Genomic DNA, 19,638 nt, shown 5'->3' with positions numbered 1-19,638 from the left:
GTCAGGCGGCGGCGATGAGCTGGTCGGCCTTCCGCCGCGCCCAGTCCTCGGCCGCCGCGAGCGATTCCACGGTCAGCGCGTCCGGAGCGTCGTGCGCGTCGACGACCCGCTGCACGGTATCGACGATGCCGAGGAAGGGCAGGCGCCCTTCGTGGAACGCGTCCACGGCCTGCTCGTTGGCGGCGTTGTAGACCGCGGGGAAGGTTCCTCCGGCCCTCCCGACCGCCTTCGCGAGCGTCACCGCGGGGAAGGCGATGTCGTCGAGCGGCTCGAACGTCCACGACGTGGCGGTGGTCCAGTCCAGTGGGCGGCCCACACCACCCACCCGGTCTGGCCAGTCGAGGCCCAGCGAGATGGGCAGACGCATGTCCGGCGGAGAGGCCTGCGCGATGGTGGATCCGTCGATGAACTCCACCATGGAATGGACGATCGATTGCGGGTGCACGACGACGTCGATGTCGTCGTAGGGCACGTCGAACAGCAGGTGCGCCTCGATGACCTCGAGGCCCTTGTTGACCAGGGTGGCGGAGTTCGTGGTGACCGTGCGTCCCATGTTCCACGTCGGGTGCGCGAGCGCTTCCTGCGGCGTGACAGCGCTGAGCTCATCGCGCGACTTCCCGCGGAAGGGCCCGCCCGAGGCCGTGACCACCAGCCGACGGATCTCGTCGTGTGTGCCGGAGCGCAGGGCCTGCGCGAGAGCGGAGTGCTCGGAGTCCACGGGCACGATCTGACCGGGGGCTGCGGCGGCCAGCACGAGATCGCCGCCGACGATCAGCGACTCCTTGTTCGCCAGGGCGAGCGTCCTCCCCTCCTCCAGCGCAGCCAGCGTCGATCCCAGACCGATCGAGCCTGTGATCGCGTTCAGCACCACATCGGCTTCGACGTCGCGGACCAACTGCTCCGCCTCCGCCGCGCCGAGAGCGGTGTGCTCCACCTGGAACTGCGCCGCCTGCTCAGCCACCATCGCCGCGTTCGACCCGGCGGCGAGACCGACGACCTCGAAGCGTCGAGGATTGGCACGGATCACATCCAGCGCCTGGGTGCCGATGGAACCGGTGGAGCCGAGGATGATGACGCGACGCATGACGCCAGCCTAGGACACGTGCCGGCGCCGTCCGGGACGGCGGCTACTGCTGCGGCTGGACCGGAGTCGTGGCGAGGATGTCGACGACGAACACGAGGCTCTCGTCCTGCAGCTCGTGCCCCTCGCTCGCACCGTAGCCATCGGACGGCGGCATGACGACGAGAACCTGCGAACCGACCTTCTGACCCTCGAGCGCCTTCTGGAACCCGGCGACGACTCCCGTGGTCTGGAACTGCGCCGGGGCGGCGTCGCGGCTCCAGCTGGAGTCGAACTCCTCGCCGTCGGACCACTTCACGCCGAGGTACTGGACGACCACGAGGTCGCCGGACGCGACCGTCGCACCGTCGCCCTGCTTGAGGACGGAGACCTTCGTCTCGGTCGGCGCGTCGCCGTCCGGGATCGTGACGGTCGGCTTGCCGTCGTCGTCGAGCTCGACCTCGGGCATGCCGGCGGTCGGCTCGACGGGCTCACCGGTCGCGACCTCGGGGAGTCGGTCGACGGCCTCCGCGTAGACGACGATGTTGCTCTGCCCCTCACCGAGCGCGCTGCCGGGGATGGCGAGGACGACGCGGGATCCGACCGGCTCGCACTCCAGCGCGGCGACGAACAGCGACGACTGGTTCGGGTCGAGGAGCACGGGGAGCGTGCCGTCCTCGCCGCGCGCCGACGAGTCGACCACGTCGCCGCTGGCGGCATCGACGATCTGGTACTGGACGGAGACGAGGTCGTTCGCCGCGAGGTCGTCTCCCTCGCCCTCGGACACGACGGTCCGCTCGACGTTCGCGAACTCCGCATCGTCGGGAACCGTGATCTTGGCGTCGAGGCCCTCGCCGTCCACCTCGATGGCGTCCGAGGTGTCGCCGGCCTTCGCGTTCACGAGGCACTGGCTCGACCCGGAGGCGTCCGGGGAGGACGTGCTCTGCGGATCGCCGTTCCCGGAGCAGCCCGCCAGCAGCAGGGTCGCCGCAGCGACGGTGGACAGGACGAGCAGCGGACGGGTGCGCACAGGAAGACCTCACGATCGCGGGCGGGAGCTTCCATCCTGCCTCATCGCCCTTTGCTCGCGCTGGGAAGCGGCGGCGCGAGTCTTCATTCCCACGTCGGCATGGATCCGGGAGTAGCCTGCTCTGATGAGCTCTGAGCAGTCCGTGGACCCCGAAACCCCCTCAGAGGACTCTCCGAAGCCCCGGCACGCCGGCTTCACCTACGCCCTGGGCCGCAGCCTCATCGCCCCGCTCGCCCGGCTCGTCTACCGGCCGCACATCGAAGGACGCGAGCACGTCCCCACCACCGGCCCGGTGATCTTCGCCAGCAACCACCTGTCGTTCATCGACTCCATCGCCATCCCGGTGGCGGCTCCGCGGCCCGTGCACTTCCTCGCCAAGTCGAGCTACTTCGAGGGCACCGGCGTGAAGGGCTGGGCGTCCAAGACGTTCTTCGAGGCGATCGGTGCGATCCCGGTCCGCCGCGGCGCCGGCCAGGCGGCTCTCGACGCCCTCGACCTGCAGCGTCAGCTCCTCGACGAGGGCCTCGCCGTCGCGCTGTACCCCGAGGGCACCCGTTCCACCGACGGCCGGCTGTACAAGGGCCGCACGGGCGTGGCGTTCCTCGCCCTGCAGACAGGCGCCCCCGTCGTTCCCGTGGGACTCATCGGCACCGACAAGGTGATGCCGGTCGGCGCCAAGATGCCCACGCTGTCCGAGCGGATCACCGTGCGCTTCGGGGAGCCCCTGGATCTGTCTCCGCACGGACCGGCGACGAGCGGCCGCGCGCGCCGACTCGCGACCGACGAGATCATGGCCGCGATCCACGCCCTCTCCGGTCAGGAGCTCGCGGGCACCTACAACGAGGCGCCGGCACAGAACACGATCGAGAAGATCAAGCAGGCGCTCCCGCACGAGCGCCGCTGAGCGGTCCGTTCAGCCGGCGGCCGTCACCGTCGCCTCGTGCCGGACGGGGAAGTTGACCGAGTTGGCGATGAAGCACCACTCGTTCGCCTGGGCGTGCGCCCGCTCGGCCGCCTCGATCATCGACGGCTCGGCGACGACGACCTCGGGTCGCAGCAGCACCTCGACGAAGGACCCGCCGCCGGCGCCGTTCTCCCGCATCACGCCGCTCGCGGTGTCGCGATAGGACACGACCACCACGCCGGCCGTCACGCACGCGTGCAGATAGGACAGCAGGTGGCACTCCGAGAGCGAGGCCAGCAGGAGGTCCTCCGGATTCCAGCGCGACGGATCGCCGCGGAAGGGCTTGTCGGACGACGCGAGCAGCTCGGGCTTCCCCTCGACCTCGATCGTGACGTCACGGCGGTAGTCGCGGTAACCGCTCGTGCCGGACCCGGTGTTGCCGGTCCAGGTGGAGGTGAGGACGTAGCGGTGCTCGCCGAGGGGCCGGGGAGTCGTCTGCTCTGGCATGCGCCCAGTCTGCCAGGCGGCGCCGACACCCGGGCTCTGCGCTCGACGGAGGCGAGCCGCACCCGCCGGTAGAGTTGTCGGGTGCTGGAGACTCTCACCGTTCAGGATTCCGTCGAACTCGCCGTCGTGAAGCGGAGCGGCTTCATCGAGTCGCGTCATGCCGGGGCGGCTGTCGTGCTGTCGCCCGAGGGCGAGGTGGTCGCGCGGCATGGGAACGCGGAGGCGTTGATCCTCCCCCGCTCCAGCCTGAAGCCCCTGCAGGCGGTCGCCTGCCTCACGGCGGGCGCGGTGCTCGAGGGCGAGCAGCTGGCTCTGTCCACCGCCAGCCATTCCGGAACCGACCGGCACGCCGAGGTCGTGCGCGAGATGCTCACCGTCGGCGGCCTCAACGAGGACGACCTCGCGTGTCCTCCCGCGTGGCCGAGCGACTCCGCGACCCGCGACGAGATGGTGCGGGAGCACGGCCAGGAGGCGCGCGTCCGGATGAACTGCTCCGGCAAGCACGCCGCCATGCTCCGCGCCTGCATCGCGACCGGCTGGCCGACCGACGGCTACCTCGACCCGGCGCACCCGCTCCAGGCTCACATCCGCGACGTCATCGAGCGGCTGACCGGAGAGAAGATGGCCCACACCGCGATCGACGGCTGCGGCGCCCCGGTGTACGCCCTCACCCTCACGGGCCTGGCCCGTGCCATCCATCGCATCGGAACCGCTTCCGAGCGCTCCCCCTTCGCACTGCACCGCGTGGCCGGCTCTCTGGTGAAGGCGGTACGTGAGAACCCCTGGACCATCGACGGCCCCGGGCGCCCCGACACGATCGCGATCGAACGCCTCGGCGTCTTCGCCAAGGGCGGCGCGGAGGGCGTCATGGTGATGGTGGCTCCGAACGGAACGACGGTCGCGCTCAAGATGCTGGACGGCGGCGCTCGCGCGTCGACCATCGTCGCCGCGACTCTGCTGGCGCGTGCCGGCGGCCTCAGCGAGGCCGACGTGACCGCGCTGGCCGAGGCCCTGCCGCTCGCGGTGCTCGGTGGCGGCTCCCGCGTCGGCGTCATCCGGCCGGGCGCGGGTATCTGACCGCCCATCGACGACACGGGACCCGCGTACCGCGGTCGGGTGGTCAGCGACGCCCCAGAGCATCGATGACCACACGCCGGGGTGCGCGGTCGCCGATCACGGACCACGCGCGTCCGGCGTCGGGTCGGGCGTACGGCGGGCGAGCGCGGATGCCGACGAGCTGACGCAGCTCGCTGGGCCGCTCCGCCCGGATGAGCACCTCCCCATGCGACCGCACCCGCTGCCACAGCGCCCAGTGACGTTGCCAGCTCTCGGCATCGGCGACGAGCACGAGCGGCTTGCCGTTCCTACCCGTCTCGGGACCCGCGGCCTGCACGTCCCACTCCGGGTGCGCCGAGGCCAGCGTCTCGACGACCGACGCCGCGCCCGGGGTGACCAGCGCCGTCACCTCCCCGGCCGGCGCCCAGGCCGGCACCCCCTCTCGAAGCGTGTGCACCGGCCGCACGGGCATGCGCTCGGTATCGACCCACGCGAACTGCATCTCCCGCTCCTCGAGCACTGCCCGCCCCGGCGGACGGTCGCGTCGGAAGGCCGCCAGCTCGCCACCGGCGGCGAGGTGCTCGACCCGGGTGGGCATCCGGAGCACCGCCCGTCGCGGAAGCGCATCGAACACGCGCGCCAGGGGGCCCACGGCCCGACTCGCCGCCAGTACCCAGGTGACGGCCACCTTCGACCGCACGAGGTGCTCCCAGCGCTGGACGAAGTCCTGACCGTCTTCGAGAGGCAGCGCCGCATGGAGAGCGTCGAGGTCGTCGGCGAGCACGACATCGGACGGAGCGGCGTCCCCCTCCGTCCACGCGAGGAGCTGATCGACGGCGCTCTCGAGGTCATCAGGGAACCACGTGCATTGCGAATACTGCGCGGCGATCACGCGCAGCGCTGCCGTCCTGCCGGTCCCCGGAGCGCCGAGCACGGCGATGCCGCGCTCGCGCCCCGGACGCAGGACCTCCAGCGGCTGTGCCTGGTGTTCGGGGTCGTCGGCGCGTCCGAGCACGATCAGGGGCCCCTCCTCGGTTCTCCTGTCGCCCGTCCTCGACCCGGCTCGCAGCGTCCCGAGCGGCAGGCACGTGGGGAGGGCCGGGTGCCACGGCGGTGCGGACGGGGTCGTTCCGGACCATCGCTCCTCGATGCGACGGATGTGCTCGTCGTCCGCGAGCGCTGTGCGCACGGGGTGGGGCTCCTCGTCCTGGGGGCGTCGGAGCAGCGCCCGACCGCGCCCGTCCGCGCCTCCGGGCAGATCCGCCGCCCCCACGGTCCCGATCACCGCTCGGCTGTCGGCGGCCTCCGCGACGCGGAGGCTGATCCGCAGCGGGCAGTTCGTCGCAAGAGCGTCACGGATGACGCCGGCGGCACGCTGGGTGCCCAGGATCAGGTGCATGCCCAGCGCACGCCCCCGCGCCGCGACATCGGTGAAGACCGCCGCCAGCTCCGCGTGATCCTGCAGCAAGGCGGCGAACTCGTCGACGACGATGACCAGACGGGGCAGGTCGGTCTCGCGCACGTCCCGGGCGCCCATCGCGGCAAGGGCTGCCTCGCGACGCCGCATCTCGGCGGCGAGGCTGGCGACCCCGCGTCGCGCCTCCGTCTCGTCGAGGTCGGTGATGACACCGACCACCTGCGGCAGACCGCGCAACCGGTCGAAAGCCGTTCCTCCTTTGAAGTCCGCGAGGAGGAAGCTCACCCGGTCAGGGGCGTGTCCCGCGCAGACCGCGACGACCCAGCTGACGAGGAGCTCGCTCTTGCCCGTGCCCGTCATCCCCGTCACGATGGCATGCGGACCGTCCTCGACGATGTCGGCTCCCACGGGCGCGCCATCCCTCCCGGTGCCCAGCGCGACGCGGAGGCCCGGCCCCGCCGGCGGCTGCGGAAGGTCTCGCAGGGCTGTCGCGGTGACGGCGGGTCCCTCCCCGTCCCCCGCGCCGCACAGCTCCGCCGCGGCCGATGCCTGGGCGGACGAGAGGAACTCCACCGCGAGGTCGGCCTCGCCGTCCGCCGTCCGCAGCGTGGCCGCGCCCGGTTCCTCGATGTCGATCACCGTCGTGATGCCCTCCGGGACCTCGGCGCCGGACGGAACGGTCCAGATCACGGCATCCGCACCTGCCCCCGCCCCGCCGGCCGAACCGGAGGCGAGAGCGAGACGGAATCCGCCGCGTCGCGCCCGCTGCGCATGCGGAAGCGCTCGGAGCGCCCGGTCGCACCCCTCGTCGCCGACGAGGGACAGCACGCTCGGCGAGAAGCGCAGGCAGAGCTGGATCACGAGAGCGCGAGCTGCGGCCTGCACGAGCGGCTCCCGGCCGCGGAGACACACCCCGCGGCCGAGGGCGACGACCCACGGCGCATCCTCCAACACCGCGCAGCGGCGGCGGAAGGACTGAGCACGAGCGTCGTCACCGCCTTCGCAACGCACCCCGCTCGCCCGGGATCCGCGTCCCACCACGAGCGAGGTGTCGTCGCCCGGTGGTCGGGCATCCCGCAACGGTCGGTCGCGGATGCAGGATGCCGCATCCGGATGACGGCGCTCAACCTGCGCCCGCTCCTGCGCGTGGCGACGATGCAACTCGGCCTCGATGTCGGCCCACGCGGTGCTCACCCTGAGCGCGTCGGCCTTCCGTTCCCGTCGGCGCCCCCGGGCCGTGTCGAGGAGAGAAGCGCCCAGCATCAGGGGACCGAGAGCCGCGAACCACAGCGCGTGCACCGCCCCCGTCGTCATCCAGAGCGCGAGGCCGGCCGCCACGGGGACGACCGCGGCGACGAGGGGAAGCGGGCGGCGGCGGAGCGGTGCCGATGCGGACGGCAGGAGCAGGGGCGAAGGGTCCATGCCCCCAGTGCATCCCGCCCCCGGTGCCGATGCGGCCTCTCCACAGGCTGCGCGGCGCTACTCCGCGGAGTCGTCGGATGGGGAGGAGGAGTCGTCGGGTTCGTCGACCTGCAGGACGATCACCGTGACGTTGTCGCGGCCCCCGTTGTCGAGTGCCGCGGCGAGCATCGCGTCGACGCTCTCGGCCGGGTCGGCGTGGGCCCGGAGGAAGTGCTGGATGCCATAGTCCGTGAGCTCTTTCGTGAGACCGTCGGAGCAGATGACGAACCGGTCTCCCGGGCGCACGTCGATGGTGATGTAGTCCGGCGCCGTGAGTTCGCTCGCGCCCACGGCACGGGTGATCACGTTGCTGTAGGGGTGTCCCTCGGCTTCTTCCGGGCTGAGCTTGCCGGCGGCGATGAGCTCCTGCACGACGGAGTGATCGGTCGTGACCTGCAGCAGCCGATCGTCGCGCATGAGGTAGACGCGGGAATCGCCGATGTTCAGCGCCACCCAGTGCGGTTCGCCGTCGCGCTCTTCCAGGTACACACCGGTGAGCGTGGTACCCGTGCCCTCATCGGTGGTGTCGGGGTGCCCGGCGATGTCGTCCACGGCGAGAGCGAGCGCCTTCTCGATCGAAGACGGAGAGACCTCGTCGGCGTCCACCACCGCGCGCAGTCGGGTGACCGTGCTCTGACTGGCGATCTCGCCACCGGCGTGGCCACCCATGCCGTCCGCGACGATGAACAGCGGGTACTCGGCGAGCAGAGCGTCCTGATTCGTCTCCCGGCGTCGCCCCTGGTCGGTGACCCCGGCCCAGGACAGCAGCAACGGACGATGCGCAACCGTGACGGTGTGCGTCTTGGTCTCAGCCACGAACTGCCTCCGATGGACCTGCGGCGAATGGGGCGGGCGCAGGATACTCACACATCGTAGTGGAACTCGCTCTCCTGCTCCGCACCGGCGTCTCTGTGAACGGGGCGCGGGACGAAAGGAGGAGAGTGAACGGCCCTCCGGTGCGACGAGTCCATGCCTCCACGTTAGCGGCATGTCGGGGCGTGCCGGCACCACGGACGCGAAGAACCCCCGGTCCGGAGACCGGGGGTTCTTCCACCGTCGTCACGCAGGAGGCTGCGTGGGATCGTTCGGCGTGGTCGGCGGAGCCGGAGGCGCCGCGGGCGGAGCCGTCGGAGGCGCGGGAGGCGTGGTGGGCGGAGCCGCGGGCGGAGCCGGCGGAGTGGTGGGCGGCACCGGAGGGATCGGCGCTCCCGTCGCCGGAGCGGTCGGCGCGGCCGGCGGTGCGTAGCCCGGAGCGGCGGGCGGGGTGTACGGCTGCGTCGGAGGCGCGTACCCCTGCGGAGGGGTGCCGTAGCCCTGCGGAGCACCGTACCCCTGGGGCGCGCCGTAGCCCTGCTGCGGCGCGGCCGCGGCGGGCTGGACGGGGATGCCGTCCCAGACCGTGCGGTCGCCGAGGAAGCCGTTGCCCGCCCAGGACGCCGGCTGGATGTTCGGGTTCCAGCGCGACTTGTCGAAGGCGTTGATGCCGAGCCAGACGACGGCGAGGAAGACGTAGAGGACGACCCAGACGGCGTCCTTCTGGAGCTTGAGACCGACGCGCCACGCGGCGATGGCCGAGAGCACCCCGAGGGCGAGCGAGAACAGGAAGCCGATGCCGATCCAGCTCAGCAGCGCGGCACCCGCGATGCCGTAGAGGACCAGCCACGGGCTCAGGTCGCCGAGCTTGAAGAAGATCATGGAGTTGTAGACCGGCACCCAGGCGCGCCAGTTCCCCTGGACTCCGGCCTTCTGGAAGATCTTCATGTAGAAGAGCGACACCAGGACGTATCCGGCGACCGCGATCAGCAGAATGACGAAGAAGTAGGCGAAGAGCAGGCCGAGATAGCCCGCTCCGTAGTCGTCGTAACCCATGAGGCTCACATTCTCTGGTCAGGGGAGACGGCTTTCGTCCCCCACCACGAGACTCCCCGCCTCGCATTGGACATGGTAGCGGTGCACTCAGGGGGCAGCAACGACCGCCGGAGGCGATTCGCCGGGCTCGGGGCGACCGTCAGTCGGCGACGACCAGCTCGACCTCGCCGGGCACCGCACCGTCCCGGAGCACGAAGTCATGCGCCTGGGCCCACCGCTGCAGGGCGCGAAGCGAACCCAGCCGCGGACGCTCCTCCGCCAGCGCCCGCACGAGCAGGCCCTTGCTCTTCTTGTTGAAGTGGTTCAGGGCTCTCCCCTGCTCCGTGACGACCCGCACGTACGCCGACGACACCGCGCTCGGAACCGGACCGAGCGCCGCGTAGGCCTCGCTGCGCAGATCGAGGACGAACGCCGGGGCGTCGGCCGCGATCGCCGCCGTCGTCGGATCGGCCCAGTGGCGGCGGAGCGGCGCCACTCCGGGCAGCGCCGTGCCGGCGGCGAGCCGATACGTCGGAATCCCGTCCAAGGCGGCGACGGGGCCGAACGGGGCGCTGTGGATCCACACATGGGCATCCAGCCAGCGCCGAGACGCGGTGGACAGCGACGCCGCGTCGAGGGCGTCGAACAGCACCCCGGTGTAGCGGTCCACCGCGGGCATCGTGGAGGAGGTCCGCAGGGCCCGGTTGTGCGCGACGTCTCCCCGCTGCCGCTCGCTGAGCTTGAGCACCCGCCGGGCGGCGTCCTCGTCGTCCGCGAGAGCGACGAGGGCGTCGATCACGGCATCCCGTTGGGGGGCGAGGCCGGGAAGAGCCAGCGCCGACACGTCCAGCGGCCCGCCGTCACCGCCCTCGCGCTTGGTCTCGGACGGCGGAAGCAGGATCTTCATGGCACCTCGGGGAAAAGAGACGCGTCCGCCTCGGCACCCGGGCAGGGTGTCGAGGCGGACGCGATGTACAGGAGTGTCAGGAGATGAGTGCCGCGTTGCCGGCCACGATCGTCAAGACGTCGCCCTCCATGGAGAGGAATCCGTCCTGCGCGTTCGCCAGCACCTTGGCGCCATCCGTCTGGGTGATCCGGACCTGGCCCTCGGCGAGGATGGCCAGCACCGGCTCGTGACCGGACATGAAGCCGATCTCGCCCTCGACGGTCTTGGCGACCACGAGGCTCGCCTCTCCCGTCCAGACCTCCGCGTCGGCGGAGACGAGGCTGACGTGCAGCGCCATGGTCAGGCGTTCTCCTTCTGGATCTGCGCCCAGCGCTCCTCCACGTCGGAGATGCCACCGACGTTGAAGAAGGCCTGCTCGGCGACGTGGTCGAAGTCACCGCGGGTGATCGCATCGAACGACTCGATGGTCTCCTTCAGCGGCACGGTCGAGCCCTCGACGCCCGTGAACTTCTTCGCCATGTAGGTGTTCTGCGAGAGGAACTGCTGGATGCGACGTGCACGCGACACGACGATCTTGTCTTCCTCGGAGAGCTCGTCGACACCGAGGATGGCGATGATCTCCTGCAGCTCCTTGTTCTTCTGGAGGATCTGCTTGACCGTGGTGGCCACGCGGTAGTGGTCCTCGCCCAAGTAGCGGGGGTCCATGATGCGGGACGTCGAGGTCAGCGGGTCGATGGCCGGGTACAGACCCTTCGACGCGATCTCACGCGAGAGCTCGGTCGTCGCGTCGAGGTGCGCGAAGGTCGTGGCCGGAGCCGGGTCGGTGTAGTCGTCGGCCGGCACGTAGATCGCCTGCAGCGAGGTGATCGAGTGACCGCGCGTCGAGGTGATGCGCTCCTGGAGGAGGCCCATCTCGTCGGCGAGGTTCGGCTGGTACCCCACGGCGGAGGGCATGCGGCCCAGCAGCGTGGAGACCTCGGAACCTGCCTGCGTGAAGCGGAAGATGTTGTCGATGAAGAGCAGCACGTCCTGCTTCTGCACGTCACGGAAGTACTCCGCCATCGTCAGAGCCGACAGGGCGACGCGCAGACGCGTCCCCGGCGGCTCGTCCATCTGGCCGAAGACGAGGGCGGTCTTGTCGAAGACGCCCGCCTCCTCCATCTCGTGGATGAGGTCGTTGCCCTCACGGGTGCGCTCACCGACACCGGCGAACACCGACACACCACCGTGGTCCTGCGCGACGCGCTGGATCATCTCCTGGATGAGGACGGTCTTGCCGACGCCGGCACCACCGAAGAGACCGATCTTTCCACCCTGCACGTACGGGGTGAGGAGGTCGATCGACTTGATGCCCGTCTCGAACATCGTGGTCTTCGACTCGAGCTGGTCGAAGTTCGGGGCCTTGCGGTGGATGGGCCAGCGCTCCGTGACCTCGATGGTCTCACCGGGCTCGCCGTTGAGGACCTCGCCGATCACGTTGAAGACCTTGCCCTTGGTGATGTCACCGACGGGGACCGAGATGGCCTCACCGGTGTCACGCACCTCCTGACCGCGGACGATGCCGTCGGTCGGCTTCAGGGCGATGGCGCGGACCAGGTCGTCGCCGAGGTGCTGCGCGACCTCGAGCGTGATCTCGGTGGACTCCTCGCCGATCGTGATCGTCGTCTTCAGCGCGTTGTAGATGTCGGGGATCGAGTCGTGCGGGAACTCGATGTCGACAACCGGACCGTTGACGCGGGCGACGCGCCCGACGACCGCGGTCGCCGGCTGCTCAGCCGTGGCGGTGGTGGTCATTTCTTCGTCTCTTTCCTGAGGGTCTGTCAGCTCGATGCGAGAGCGTCGGCGCCACCGACGATCTCGGCGATCTGCTGGGTGATCTCGGCCTGACGCGCGTTGTTGCGCAGGCGGGTGTAGTCGGTGATGAGCTTGTCGGCGTTGTCGCTGGCCGACTTCATCGCCTTCTGCGTCGCGGCCTGCTTGGCGGCGGACGACTGCAGGAGGGCGTTGAAGACGCGGCTCTGGATGTACACCGGCAGGATCGCGTCGAGCACCGTCTCGGCGTCGGGCTCGAACTCGTACAGCGGGTAGACGGTGCTGCCCGCCTCCGAGTCGTCGGCCTCCGCGATCTCCAGCGGCAGCAGGCGCACGGACTCCGGCGACTGCGTCATCATGCTGACGAAGCGGTTGTACACGAGGTGGATCTCGTCGACGCCGCCGTCCTCTCCCCCACGGTTGAAGGCCTCGAGAAGCGTCTGCGAGATCTCCTCCGCCGTGTGGAATGAGGGGGTGTCGGTGTCGCCGGTCCACTCTGCAGCGGCCTCGATACGACGGAACTGGAAGTACCCGACGGCCTTGCGGCCCACGAGGTAGAACACCGGCTCCTTGCCCTGCTCGCGCAGGAGCTCCGCGACCTCGAGACCCTCACGGAGGATCTGCGAGTTGAAGGCTCCGGCGAGGCCGCGGTCCGACGAGAAGATCACGACCGCGGAGCGGCGGATCGTCTCGGGCTCGCGGGTGAGCGGGTGGTCGACGTTCGAGTGCGTCGCGACGGCGGACACAGCCCTCGTCACGGCCCGCGCGAAGGGGGTGGACGCCTTGACGCGTGCCATCGCCTTCTGGATGCGCGAAGCCGCGATGAGTTCCATCGCCTTCGTGATCTTCTTGGTCGTCTGAGCAGAAGAGATCTTCTGCTTGTAGACCCTGAGTTGAGCGCCCATGAATCAGTACCTCACGCGATTACGCGCGACGACCCTTGACGATCTTCTCCTGGTTGACGTCCTCGGCCTCGGCCGCAGCGTGCTCCTCGTGACCAGGGGCGCCGATGGCGTGGCCCTTGCCGCCCTGGAACTCCAGGAGGAAGTTGTCGGTCTGCTTGTCGAGCTCGGCGACGGTGGCGTCGTCCAGCACGTTCGTCTCCCGAAGCGTGTCGAGCACCTTGGTGTTGCGACGCAGGTAGTCGAGCAGCTCGCGCTCGAAGCGGAGCACGTCCTCGACCTCGATCGAGTCGAGCTTGCCGTTGGTGCCGGCCCAGATCGAGACGACCTGCTCCTCCACCGGGTACGGCGAGTACTGCGGCTGCTTGAGCAGCTCGGTCAGACGGGCACCGCGCGAGAGCTGACGGCGCGACGCGGCGTCGAGGTCCGAGGCGAACATCGCGAACGCCTCGAGCGAGCGGTACTGCGCCAGCTCCAGCTTCAACGTTCCGGAGACCTTCTTGATCGACTTCACCTGGGCGTCACCACCGACACGCGACACCGAGATACCCACGTCGACCGCGGGACGCTGGTTGGCGTTGAAGAGGTCGGACTGGAGGAAGATCTGGCCGTCGGTGATCGAGATCACGTTGGTCGGGATGTACGCCGAGACGTCGTTCGCCTTGGTCTCGATGATCGGGAGACCCGTCATCGAGCCGGCACCGAGCTCGTCGGACAGCTTCGCGCACCGCTCGAGCAGACGCGAGTGCAGGTAGAAGACGTCGCCAGGGTAGGCCTCGCGGCCCGGCGGGCGGCGGAGCAGCAGCGACACGGCACGGTAGGCCTCGGCCTGCTTCGACAGGTCGTCGAAGATGATCAGGACGTGCTTGCCGCCGTACATCCAGTGCTGGCCGATGGCCGAACCGGTGTACGGAGCGAGGTACTTGAAGCCGGCGGGGTCGGACGCCGGAGCCGCCACGATGGTGGTGTACTCCAGAGCGCCGGCCTCCTCGAGCGCGCCCTTCACCGAAGCGATGGTCGAGCCCTTCTGACCGATGGCGACGTAGATGCAGCGGACCTGCTTGTTGACGTCGCCGGACTCCCAGTTGGCCTTCTGGTTGATGATCGTGTCGATCGCGATGGCCGTCTTGCCGGTCTGGCGGTCGCCGATGATGAGCTGGCGCTGGCCGCGGCCGACCGGGATCATCGCGTCGATGGCCTTGATGCCGGTCTGCATGGGCTCGTGGACCGACTTGCGCTGCATGACGCCGGGAGCCTGGAGCTCCAGCTCGCGGACACCCTCGGTCGCGATCGCGCCGAGGCCGTCGATCGGGTTGCCGAGCGGGTCGACGACGCGGCCGAGGTAGCCGTCACCGACCGGGACGGAGAGGACCTCACCCGTGCGGGTGACTTCCTGGCCGGCCTCGATGCCGGTGAAGTCGCCGAGGACGACGACGCCGATCTCGTGCTCGTCGAGGTTCAGCGCGAGACCCTTGGTGCCGTCGGCGAAGGTCACGAGCTCGTTCGCCATGACGCCGGGAAGTCCCTCGACGTGAGCGATGCCGTCGGCGGCGTCGATGACGGTGCCGACCTCGGTCGCCGCGGCCCCGGTGGGCTCGTACGCGGCGGCGAAATCCTTCAGCGCGTCACGGATGACGTCGGGGCTGATCGATAGTTCTGCCATTGTCTTCCCTTTGTATCTGGGTGCGCGGTTCCCCGCGCGAAGTCGTGTTAGCCCGCGAGCTTCTGGCGAAGGTCGGCGAGTCGTGCGGAGATGCTGCCGTCGATGACGTCATCGGCGATCTGCACGCGCAGGCCTCCGACGACGGTGGGGTCGATGACGACGTTGAGGGACACCTGGCCGCCGTATCGCTGCGAGAGCGTCTGGCCGAGTCGCGTGCGCTGGGCGTCGCTGAGCTCGGTCGCGGTGTGCACCGTGGCCACGAGGCGGCCGCGCTGGCTCGAGACGATGCGCATCGCCCGGCTCAGCAGCTGCCGCACCCGGCGCTCGCGCGGCTGACGCACGAGGGACGTGACGATGAGGGCCGTCGGAGCGCTGGCGGAGGCGTCGGCGAGGAGACGCTCGACCAGGGTGGCCTTCGCGTCCTCTCCCCCGAGCCGGCTGCCGAGAGCGAGTTCGAGCTCCGGGTTCGCCGCGATCACGCGCGAGAAGCCGAAGAGCTCTCCCTCGATGTCGGCGCCGGGCTCGGCGATGGTCGCCGCCCGGATCGCGAGCTCTTCGAGGCCGTCGATCAGCTCGGACGCGTTCGACCAGCGCTCGGCGACCGCGGTGCGCAGGATGCCCTGCGTCGCGGAGCCGTACTGCCCGAACACGGCGGACACGACGTTCTGCCGCGCCGTGGCCGGAGCCGAGGGGTCAGCCAGCGCGCCGCTCAGCTGAGACGATTCGCCCACGGCCCGCGCGGCCGCGAACAGCTCGCGCGCGGTCTCGAGGGTGATGTCCTTCGCTGCGGCAAGCGCCTGAGTGGATGCCGCGAGTGCCTGAGCGGTCGCGCTGCCCATTACGACTGCCCGCCCGGTACCTGAGCCTGTCGAAGGTCGGATGCTTCGAGATCGGCGAGGAAGCGGTCGACCACGGCGGCCGCGCGAGCGTCGTCGGAGAGCGTCTCGCCGACCACGCCGCCGGCGAGGTCGAGAGCGAGCGAGCCGACCTCGCTGCGCAGGGAGACGAGAGCCGTCTGGCGCTCGGCCTCGATCTGCGTGTGCGCGGTGGCGGTCAGACGCGCGGCCTCGCTGGCTGCGGTCTCCTTCGCCTCGGCGATGATCTTCTTGCCGTCCTCACGGGCGGCCTCACGGATCTCACCGGCCTCGGTGCGTGCCTCGGCGAGCTGCCGGGTGTACTCCTCGAGAGCCGCTTCCGCCTGCTTCTGCGCCTCATCGGCCTTGGCGATGTTGCCCTCGATGGCGGCGGACCGCTCGTCGAGCATCTTCGTCAGACGGGGAAGGGCGACCTTCCACACGACGGCGAGGATGATGAGGAACCAGAAGCCCGACCAGATGATGTCGTACCACGCGGGGATCAGCGGGTTGTTCGCCGCCTCACCCTCAGCCGCGAGGTTCGTGACAAGAGCGTTCAGCATCCTGTCTCCTTCAGAAGTCGGTGGGGATTACGGGAAGGGGATGAATCCGACGGCGATGCCGACGAACGCAAGCGCCTCGGTGAAGGCGATACCGATCCACATGAGGACCTGCAGGCGACCGGCCAGCTCGGGCTGACGGGCGACGCCCTCGATGGTCTTGCCGACCACGATGCCCACACCGATGGCCGGGCCGATGGCCGCGAGGCCGTAGCCGACCGCCGCGAGGTGGCCGTTGATTTCAGCGAGAACCGTAGTTGCGTCCACGGGTTTTTCCTTTCGTTGGGTGGGTGGGCTGTTGCCCGCCCGCTCAGTGCTCTTCTGCGACCGCGAGCTGGATGTAGACCGCGGTGAGGACGGTGAAGACGTAGGCCTGCAGGACGGCGACCAGGATCTCGAAGAGAGTGAAGGCGCCGCCGAAGGCGAGGGTTCCGATACCGAGGGCGGCCCAGCCGCCACCCGCGGTGAAGAAGAAGAACTGGGTCGCCGCGAAGCAGAGGACCAGGATCATGTGACCGACGACGAGGTTCATCAGCAGTCGCAGGGTGAGGGTCACCGGGCGGATGATGAATGTCGAGATGAGCTCGATCGGCGTGACGATGAAGTAGACCGGCCACGGCACGCCCGACGGGAAGAGCGCGTTCTTGAAGAAGTTCTTCGGGCTCTTCTTGATGCCGGCGTAGATGAACGTGACGTAACTGACCACGGCGAGCGTGAGCGGCACCGCGATGATCGCCGTTCCCGGCATGTTCAGGAACGGGATGATGCCCGTGATGTTCATGAACAGCACCATGAAGAAGATCGTGGTGAGGATCGGCAGGAAGCGGTCGCCGTCCTTGCGGCCCAGCAGGTCGTGGGCGATGCCGCCGCGGACGAAGCCGAGGCCCATCTCGACGAGGCTCTGGAACCGGCCGGGCACGACCTTCATACGGCGGGTGCCGAGCCAGAGGATCAGGACGACGGCGATCACCGAGAGCAACTGGATCAGGTGGATCCGGTTGACCGGGATGGGTCCGACGTGGAAGAGGATCTCCGGGAAGAACTCATCGATCGAAGGGCCGTGGAACTCGCCATCCGAGGACGCGAGTCGGGGGGTCAGGGTCGCAGCAAGATTAAACAGCGCGGGCTCCAGCTTCGGGGCACCGGTCAGAACCGGGGCGACGATGGTCGGTGTGCTACACAGCGCAAGCGCTCGCGGGCGAGCGGCGGGCACTCCTCAACACTATCAGAATCCAAGGGTGCCCTAAGACCGCGGGGCGGTGTCCGCCGGGCCGTCCGGGGCGTCGTTCACCGCTCCCGGGGCACGGTCCTCCGGCACCTCGGTGGGCAGCGTGGTGTCGCTGACGTTCGGCAGCCGCATCTGGGTGAGGACGACGACATCGATGATGAGGGACATCAGCACCCCGGCGACGATCGACAGGAAGAACACCATCGGCTCGATCCACGGCTGTCCGGCGAGCAGGATCATCACGACGACGAAGACCCCGAGCTTCAGCAGCCAGCCGCCGAGGACGATCGCGAAGAAGAGCTGCACGTAGAGCGGGTCGCCATACCACCGGTTGGCGATCAGGATGCTCAGCCCGGTGATGCCGAGGAACAGCGCGGCCAGGAGCACGCCGAGAAGGCCGCTCACGAGCCCCTCCCCCTGCGCGACCGCGAAGCCGATCCCGCCGGCGACGAGAGCCAGCACGACGGTTGCCACCGCCGACCAGACGAGCGTGCGACGCAGGATCGGGGTGCTGGAAACGGGGCTGGGACTCATCGGGGCTCCAGGGGGATCGGGTCGGGCGCAGCGCCCGCGGCGGTCTTGCGTCGGCGGGTGGGGCTCAGGGTGATGACGAGGCACGCGGCGATGCCGACGACCCCGAAGGCGACCCCGGGGAGGTACTGGCCAGGCCAGTCCTCACGGGCGCCGACGTACATCAGGAGGACGGCGAGGGAGATGACGGCCGTCCAGGCGTAGAAGATGAGGACCGCATCGCGGTCGCGGTGCCCGAGGTCGAGCATCCGGTGGTGCAGGTGCTTCCGGTCCGGGGAGAACGGCGAGCGGCCTGCGCTCATCCGACGCAGCACGGCGAGCCCGAAGTCGAGCAGCGGCAGGAGCACGACGAGCAGCGGAAGCAGGATGGGCAGGAAGGCGCCGATGAGCTGCGAGCGCCCGAGGCGCTCCGGATCCAGGGCGGACGGATCCATCTGCCCGGTGATCGCGATGGCCGAGGTCGCCATGAGCAGACCGATCACGAGCGCACCCGAGTCGCCCATGAAGAGCTTCGCCGGACTCCAGTTCAACGGCAGGAATCCGAGGCACGCGCCGATGAGGACCGCAGCGAGGAAGGTGGAGAGGTTGAAGTAGCTCGACGCGCCGGAGTCGCGCGTGAAGATGTACGAATAGGCGAAGAAGACCCCGTTGGAGATCAGGCAGACGCCGGCGACGAGGCCGTCCAGCCCGTCGATGAAGTTCACGGCGTTCATGACGATCACGATCGCGAACATCGTGATCGTGATGCTCAGCCAGCTCGACACCACGATGAGGTCGCCGAACGGCAGGGAGAGGATCTGCAGACCGCCGCCGACCGTGATGATGCCTGCGGCGAGGAACTGCGCGCCGAGCTTGATCATCCAGTCGATGTCCCAGAGATCGTCCATCACCCCGATCACGGCGATGAGGAGCGCGGCGGCGAGGATGGACCACATGGTCTGCGGGGGCGTCCAGATGCTCTGGAAGAAGGGGTTGGCTGCCGAGACCGCGAAGGCGGCCACGATGCCGAGGAAGATCGCAACGCCGCCGAGGCGGGGCGTCGGCGTGGTGTGCACGTCGCGCTCGCGGATGCCGGGATACAGCTTGAAGCGCAGGCTCAACCGCCACACCGCCCACGTCAGCACGAAAGTGATCGCGGCGGTGACGATGATCGTGAAGAGGTACTGCTTCACGAATCCCCGTCCTGCGGCTCCGGCTCGAGCAGGTCGCCCAGGACCTCGCGCAGCTGCTCCCTGGTCACGACGCCGTCCCGCAGGATCCGGACGACGCCCTCCTCGGTATCGGGGCCGCGGCGCACGAGAGAGGTCGCGTCGACGATCGTGGAGGCGACGCCGTTCCTGCTCATGCCGTCGTCCAGGTACACCGCGACACTGTCGCCCAGCATCTTCTCCGCGTCGAGCGCGGAGATCGCCGCCGCCTTGCCGGTGAGGTTGGCGCTGGACACCGCGAGCGGTCCGGTCTCGGCCAACAGCTCGAGCACCACCCGGCCCTCGGGCATGCGGACGGCGACCGTGCCCTGGGTCTCCCCCAGGTCCCACACCAGCGAGGGCTGCGCCGGCAGCACGATCGTGAGTCCCCCGGGCCAGAACGCGTCGACGAGACGCTGGACGGGCTCCGGAACAGCCTCCGCGAGGGCCGTCAGCGTCTCCTTCGTGCCGACGAGCACGGGCGGCGGCTGATTGCGGCCGCGACCCTTGGCATCCAGGAGACGCTGCACCGCGGGCGGCGAGAAGGCGTCGGCGGCGACGCCGTAGACGGTGTCGGTGGGGATGACGATGAGGTCGCCGCGGCCGATCGCCTGACGCGCATTGCGCATTCCGGCGAGCAGCTGCGCCTCGTCGCTGCAGTCGAAGATGGGGGACATGACGGTTCGATTCTACGCGGGGCGGGTTCGGGAC

At 69.6% G+C, this 19,638-nt stretch carries 20 protein-coding genes; 2 read left to right on the top strand and 18 right to left on the bottom strand.

The genetic code is table 11. The features are described from left to right. Window position 1: 1 nt before the first annotated feature. Together dxr and C6C15_RS06745 are read right to left on the bottom strand one after the other, a co-directional pair. Window positions 2-1,084 carry a 1-deoxy-D-xylulose-5-phosphate reductoisomerase gene (gene dxr / locus C6C15_RS06750; protein ID WP_105949620.1) on the bottom strand — a complete coding sequence of 361 codons (1,083 nt, stop codon included), beginning with the start codon at window positions 1,082-1,084 and terminating at the stop codon, window positions 2-4. A gap of 43 nt (window positions 1,085-1,127) precedes the next feature. Further along, window positions 1,128-2,090, bottom strand: coding sequence for an FKBP-type peptidyl-prolyl cis-trans isomerase (locus C6C15_RS06745; RefSeq protein WP_060922109.1), 963 nt, complete (start codon window positions 2,088-2,090; stop codon window positions 1,128-1,130). A 124-nt stretch (window positions 2,091-2,214) separates the two neighbouring features. Here C6C15_RS06745 and C6C15_RS06740 point away from each other — a divergent pair, with 124 nt between their 5' ends. Then, window positions 2,215-2,994 (top strand): lysophospholipid acyltransferase family protein, encoded by a 780-nt coding sequence (locus tag C6C15_RS06740; RefSeq protein WP_060922108.1) that lies wholly within the window; start codon window positions 2,215-2,217, stop codon window positions 2,992-2,994. A 9-nt stretch (window positions 2,995-3,003) separates the two neighbouring features. Here C6C15_RS06740 and C6C15_RS06735 read toward each other — a convergent pair whose 3' ends face one another. Next, window positions 3,004-3,501 carry an OsmC family protein gene (locus C6C15_RS06735; protein ID WP_105949619.1) on the bottom strand — a complete coding sequence of 166 codons (498 nt, stop codon included), beginning with the start codon at window positions 3,499-3,501 and terminating at the stop codon, window positions 3,004-3,006. 81 nt (window positions 3,502-3,582) lie between these two features. Here C6C15_RS06735 and C6C15_RS06730 point away from each other — a divergent pair, with 81 nt between their 5' ends. Further along, complete coding sequence (locus C6C15_RS06730; protein WP_105949618.1) at window positions 3,583-4,578, top strand: asparaginase; 996 nt, start codon at window positions 3,583-3,585, stop codon at window positions 4,576-4,578. Between the two features lie 43 nt (window positions 4,579-4,621). On the opposite strand, the gene C6C15_RS06725 is transcribed toward C6C15_RS06730, so the two are convergent. The 15 genes from C6C15_RS06725 to C6C15_RS06655 all read right to left on the bottom strand — a co-directional run bounded on the left by C6C15_RS06725 (window position 4,622) and on the right by C6C15_RS06655 (window position 19,604). Beyond that, on the bottom strand, window positions 4,622-7,396 hold the full coding sequence (locus C6C15_RS06725; protein ID WP_105949617.1) for an FtsK/SpoIIIE domain-containing protein: 2,775 nt from the start codon (window positions 7,394-7,396) through the stop codon (window positions 4,622-4,624). A gap of 57 nt (window positions 7,397-7,453) precedes the next feature. Continuing rightward, the gene (locus C6C15_RS06720) at window positions 7,454-8,251 is read right to left on the bottom strand and encodes a PP2C family protein-serine/threonine phosphatase (protein ID WP_105949616.1); all 798 of its coding nucleotides are present in this window, start codon (window positions 8,249-8,251) and stop codon (window positions 7,454-7,456) included. Window positions 8,252-8,494: 243 nt separating this feature from the next. Further along, window positions 8,495-9,304, bottom strand: a complete 810-nt coding sequence (locus tag C6C15_RS06715; protein ID WP_105949615.1) for a DUF4794 domain-containing protein — start codon at window positions 9,302-9,304, stop codon at window positions 8,495-8,497. Window positions 9,305-9,443: 139 nt separating this feature from the next. Further along, window positions 9,444-10,190, bottom strand: coding sequence for a YaaA family protein (locus tag C6C15_RS06710; RefSeq protein WP_105949614.1), 747 nt, complete (start codon window positions 10,188-10,190; stop codon window positions 9,444-9,446). 76 nt (window positions 10,191-10,266) lie between these two features. Next, complete coding sequence (locus tag C6C15_RS06705; RefSeq protein WP_025103153.1) at window positions 10,267-10,527, bottom strand: F0F1 ATP synthase subunit epsilon; 261 nt, start codon at window positions 10,525-10,527, stop codon at window positions 10,267-10,269. 2 nt (window positions 10,528-10,529) lie between these two features. Further along, window positions 10,530-11,984, bottom strand: a complete 1,455-nt coding sequence (atpD, locus tag C6C15_RS06700; protein WP_025103152.1) for a F0F1 ATP synthase subunit beta — start codon at window positions 11,982-11,984, stop codon at window positions 10,530-10,532. Window positions 11,985-12,010: 26 nt separating this feature from the next. Then, complete coding sequence (locus tag C6C15_RS06695; protein ID WP_025103151.1) at window positions 12,011-12,907, bottom strand: F0F1 ATP synthase subunit gamma; 897 nt, start codon at window positions 12,905-12,907, stop codon at window positions 12,011-12,013. A gap of 19 nt (window positions 12,908-12,926) precedes the next feature. Next, the gene (gene atpA, locus C6C15_RS06690) at window positions 12,927-14,567 is read right to left on the bottom strand and encodes a F0F1 ATP synthase subunit alpha (RefSeq protein ID WP_062634989.1); all 1,641 of its coding nucleotides are present in this window, start codon (window positions 14,565-14,567) and stop codon (window positions 12,927-12,929) included. 47 nt (window positions 14,568-14,614) lie between these two features. Beyond that, a complete protein-coding gene (locus C6C15_RS06685; protein ID WP_105949613.1) occupies window positions 14,615-15,406 on the bottom strand; it encodes a F0F1 ATP synthase subunit delta in 792 nt (263 codons plus the stop codon). Beyond that, entirely contained in the window at window positions 15,406-15,984 is a 579-nt protein-coding gene (locus C6C15_RS06680) for a F0F1 ATP synthase subunit B (protein ID WP_060922506.1), read from the bottom strand. The genes C6C15_RS06685 and C6C15_RS06680 overlap by 1 nt, the downstream gene beginning before the upstream one ends. Before the next feature lie 27 nt (window positions 15,985-16,011). Then, complete coding sequence (gene atpE, locus C6C15_RS06675) at window positions 16,012-16,248, bottom strand: ATP synthase F0 subunit C (RefSeq protein ID WP_025103147.1); 237 nt, start codon at window positions 16,246-16,248, stop codon at window positions 16,012-16,014. A gap of 43 nt (window positions 16,249-16,291) precedes the next feature. Next, complete coding sequence (gene atpB / locus C6C15_RS06670) at window positions 16,292-17,080, bottom strand: F0F1 ATP synthase subunit A (RefSeq protein WP_036292497.1); 789 nt, start codon at window positions 17,078-17,080, stop codon at window positions 16,292-16,294. A gap of 144 nt (window positions 17,081-17,224) precedes the next feature. Then, window positions 17,225-17,743, bottom strand: a complete 519-nt coding sequence (locus C6C15_RS06665; protein ID WP_105949612.1) for a hypothetical protein — start codon at window positions 17,741-17,743, stop codon at window positions 17,225-17,227. Beyond that, the gene (locus C6C15_RS06660) at window positions 17,740-18,912 is read right to left on the bottom strand and encodes an MraY family glycosyltransferase (protein WP_071328370.1); all 1,173 of its coding nucleotides are present in this window, start codon (window positions 18,910-18,912) and stop codon (window positions 17,740-17,742) included. Before C6C15_RS06660 ends, C6C15_RS06665 begins: the two co-directional genes overlap by 4 nt. After that, window positions 18,909-19,604 (bottom strand): L-threonylcarbamoyladenylate synthase, encoded by a 696-nt coding sequence (locus C6C15_RS06655; protein ID WP_105949611.1) that lies wholly within the window; start codon window positions 19,602-19,604, stop codon window positions 18,909-18,911. Before C6C15_RS06655 ends, C6C15_RS06660 begins: the two co-directional genes overlap by 4 nt. Between the last annotated feature and the right edge of the window lie 34 nt (window positions 19,605-19,638).

This window comes from Microbacterium sp. str. 'China' (assembly GCF_002993305.1).
Lineage (GTDB): Bacteria > Actinomycetota > Actinomycetes > Actinomycetales > Microbacteriaceae > Microbacterium > Microbacterium paraoxydans.
The sequence above is the reverse complement of the archived record's forward strand: the minus strand, read 5'-3'. Positions and strand labels throughout refer to the sequence as shown.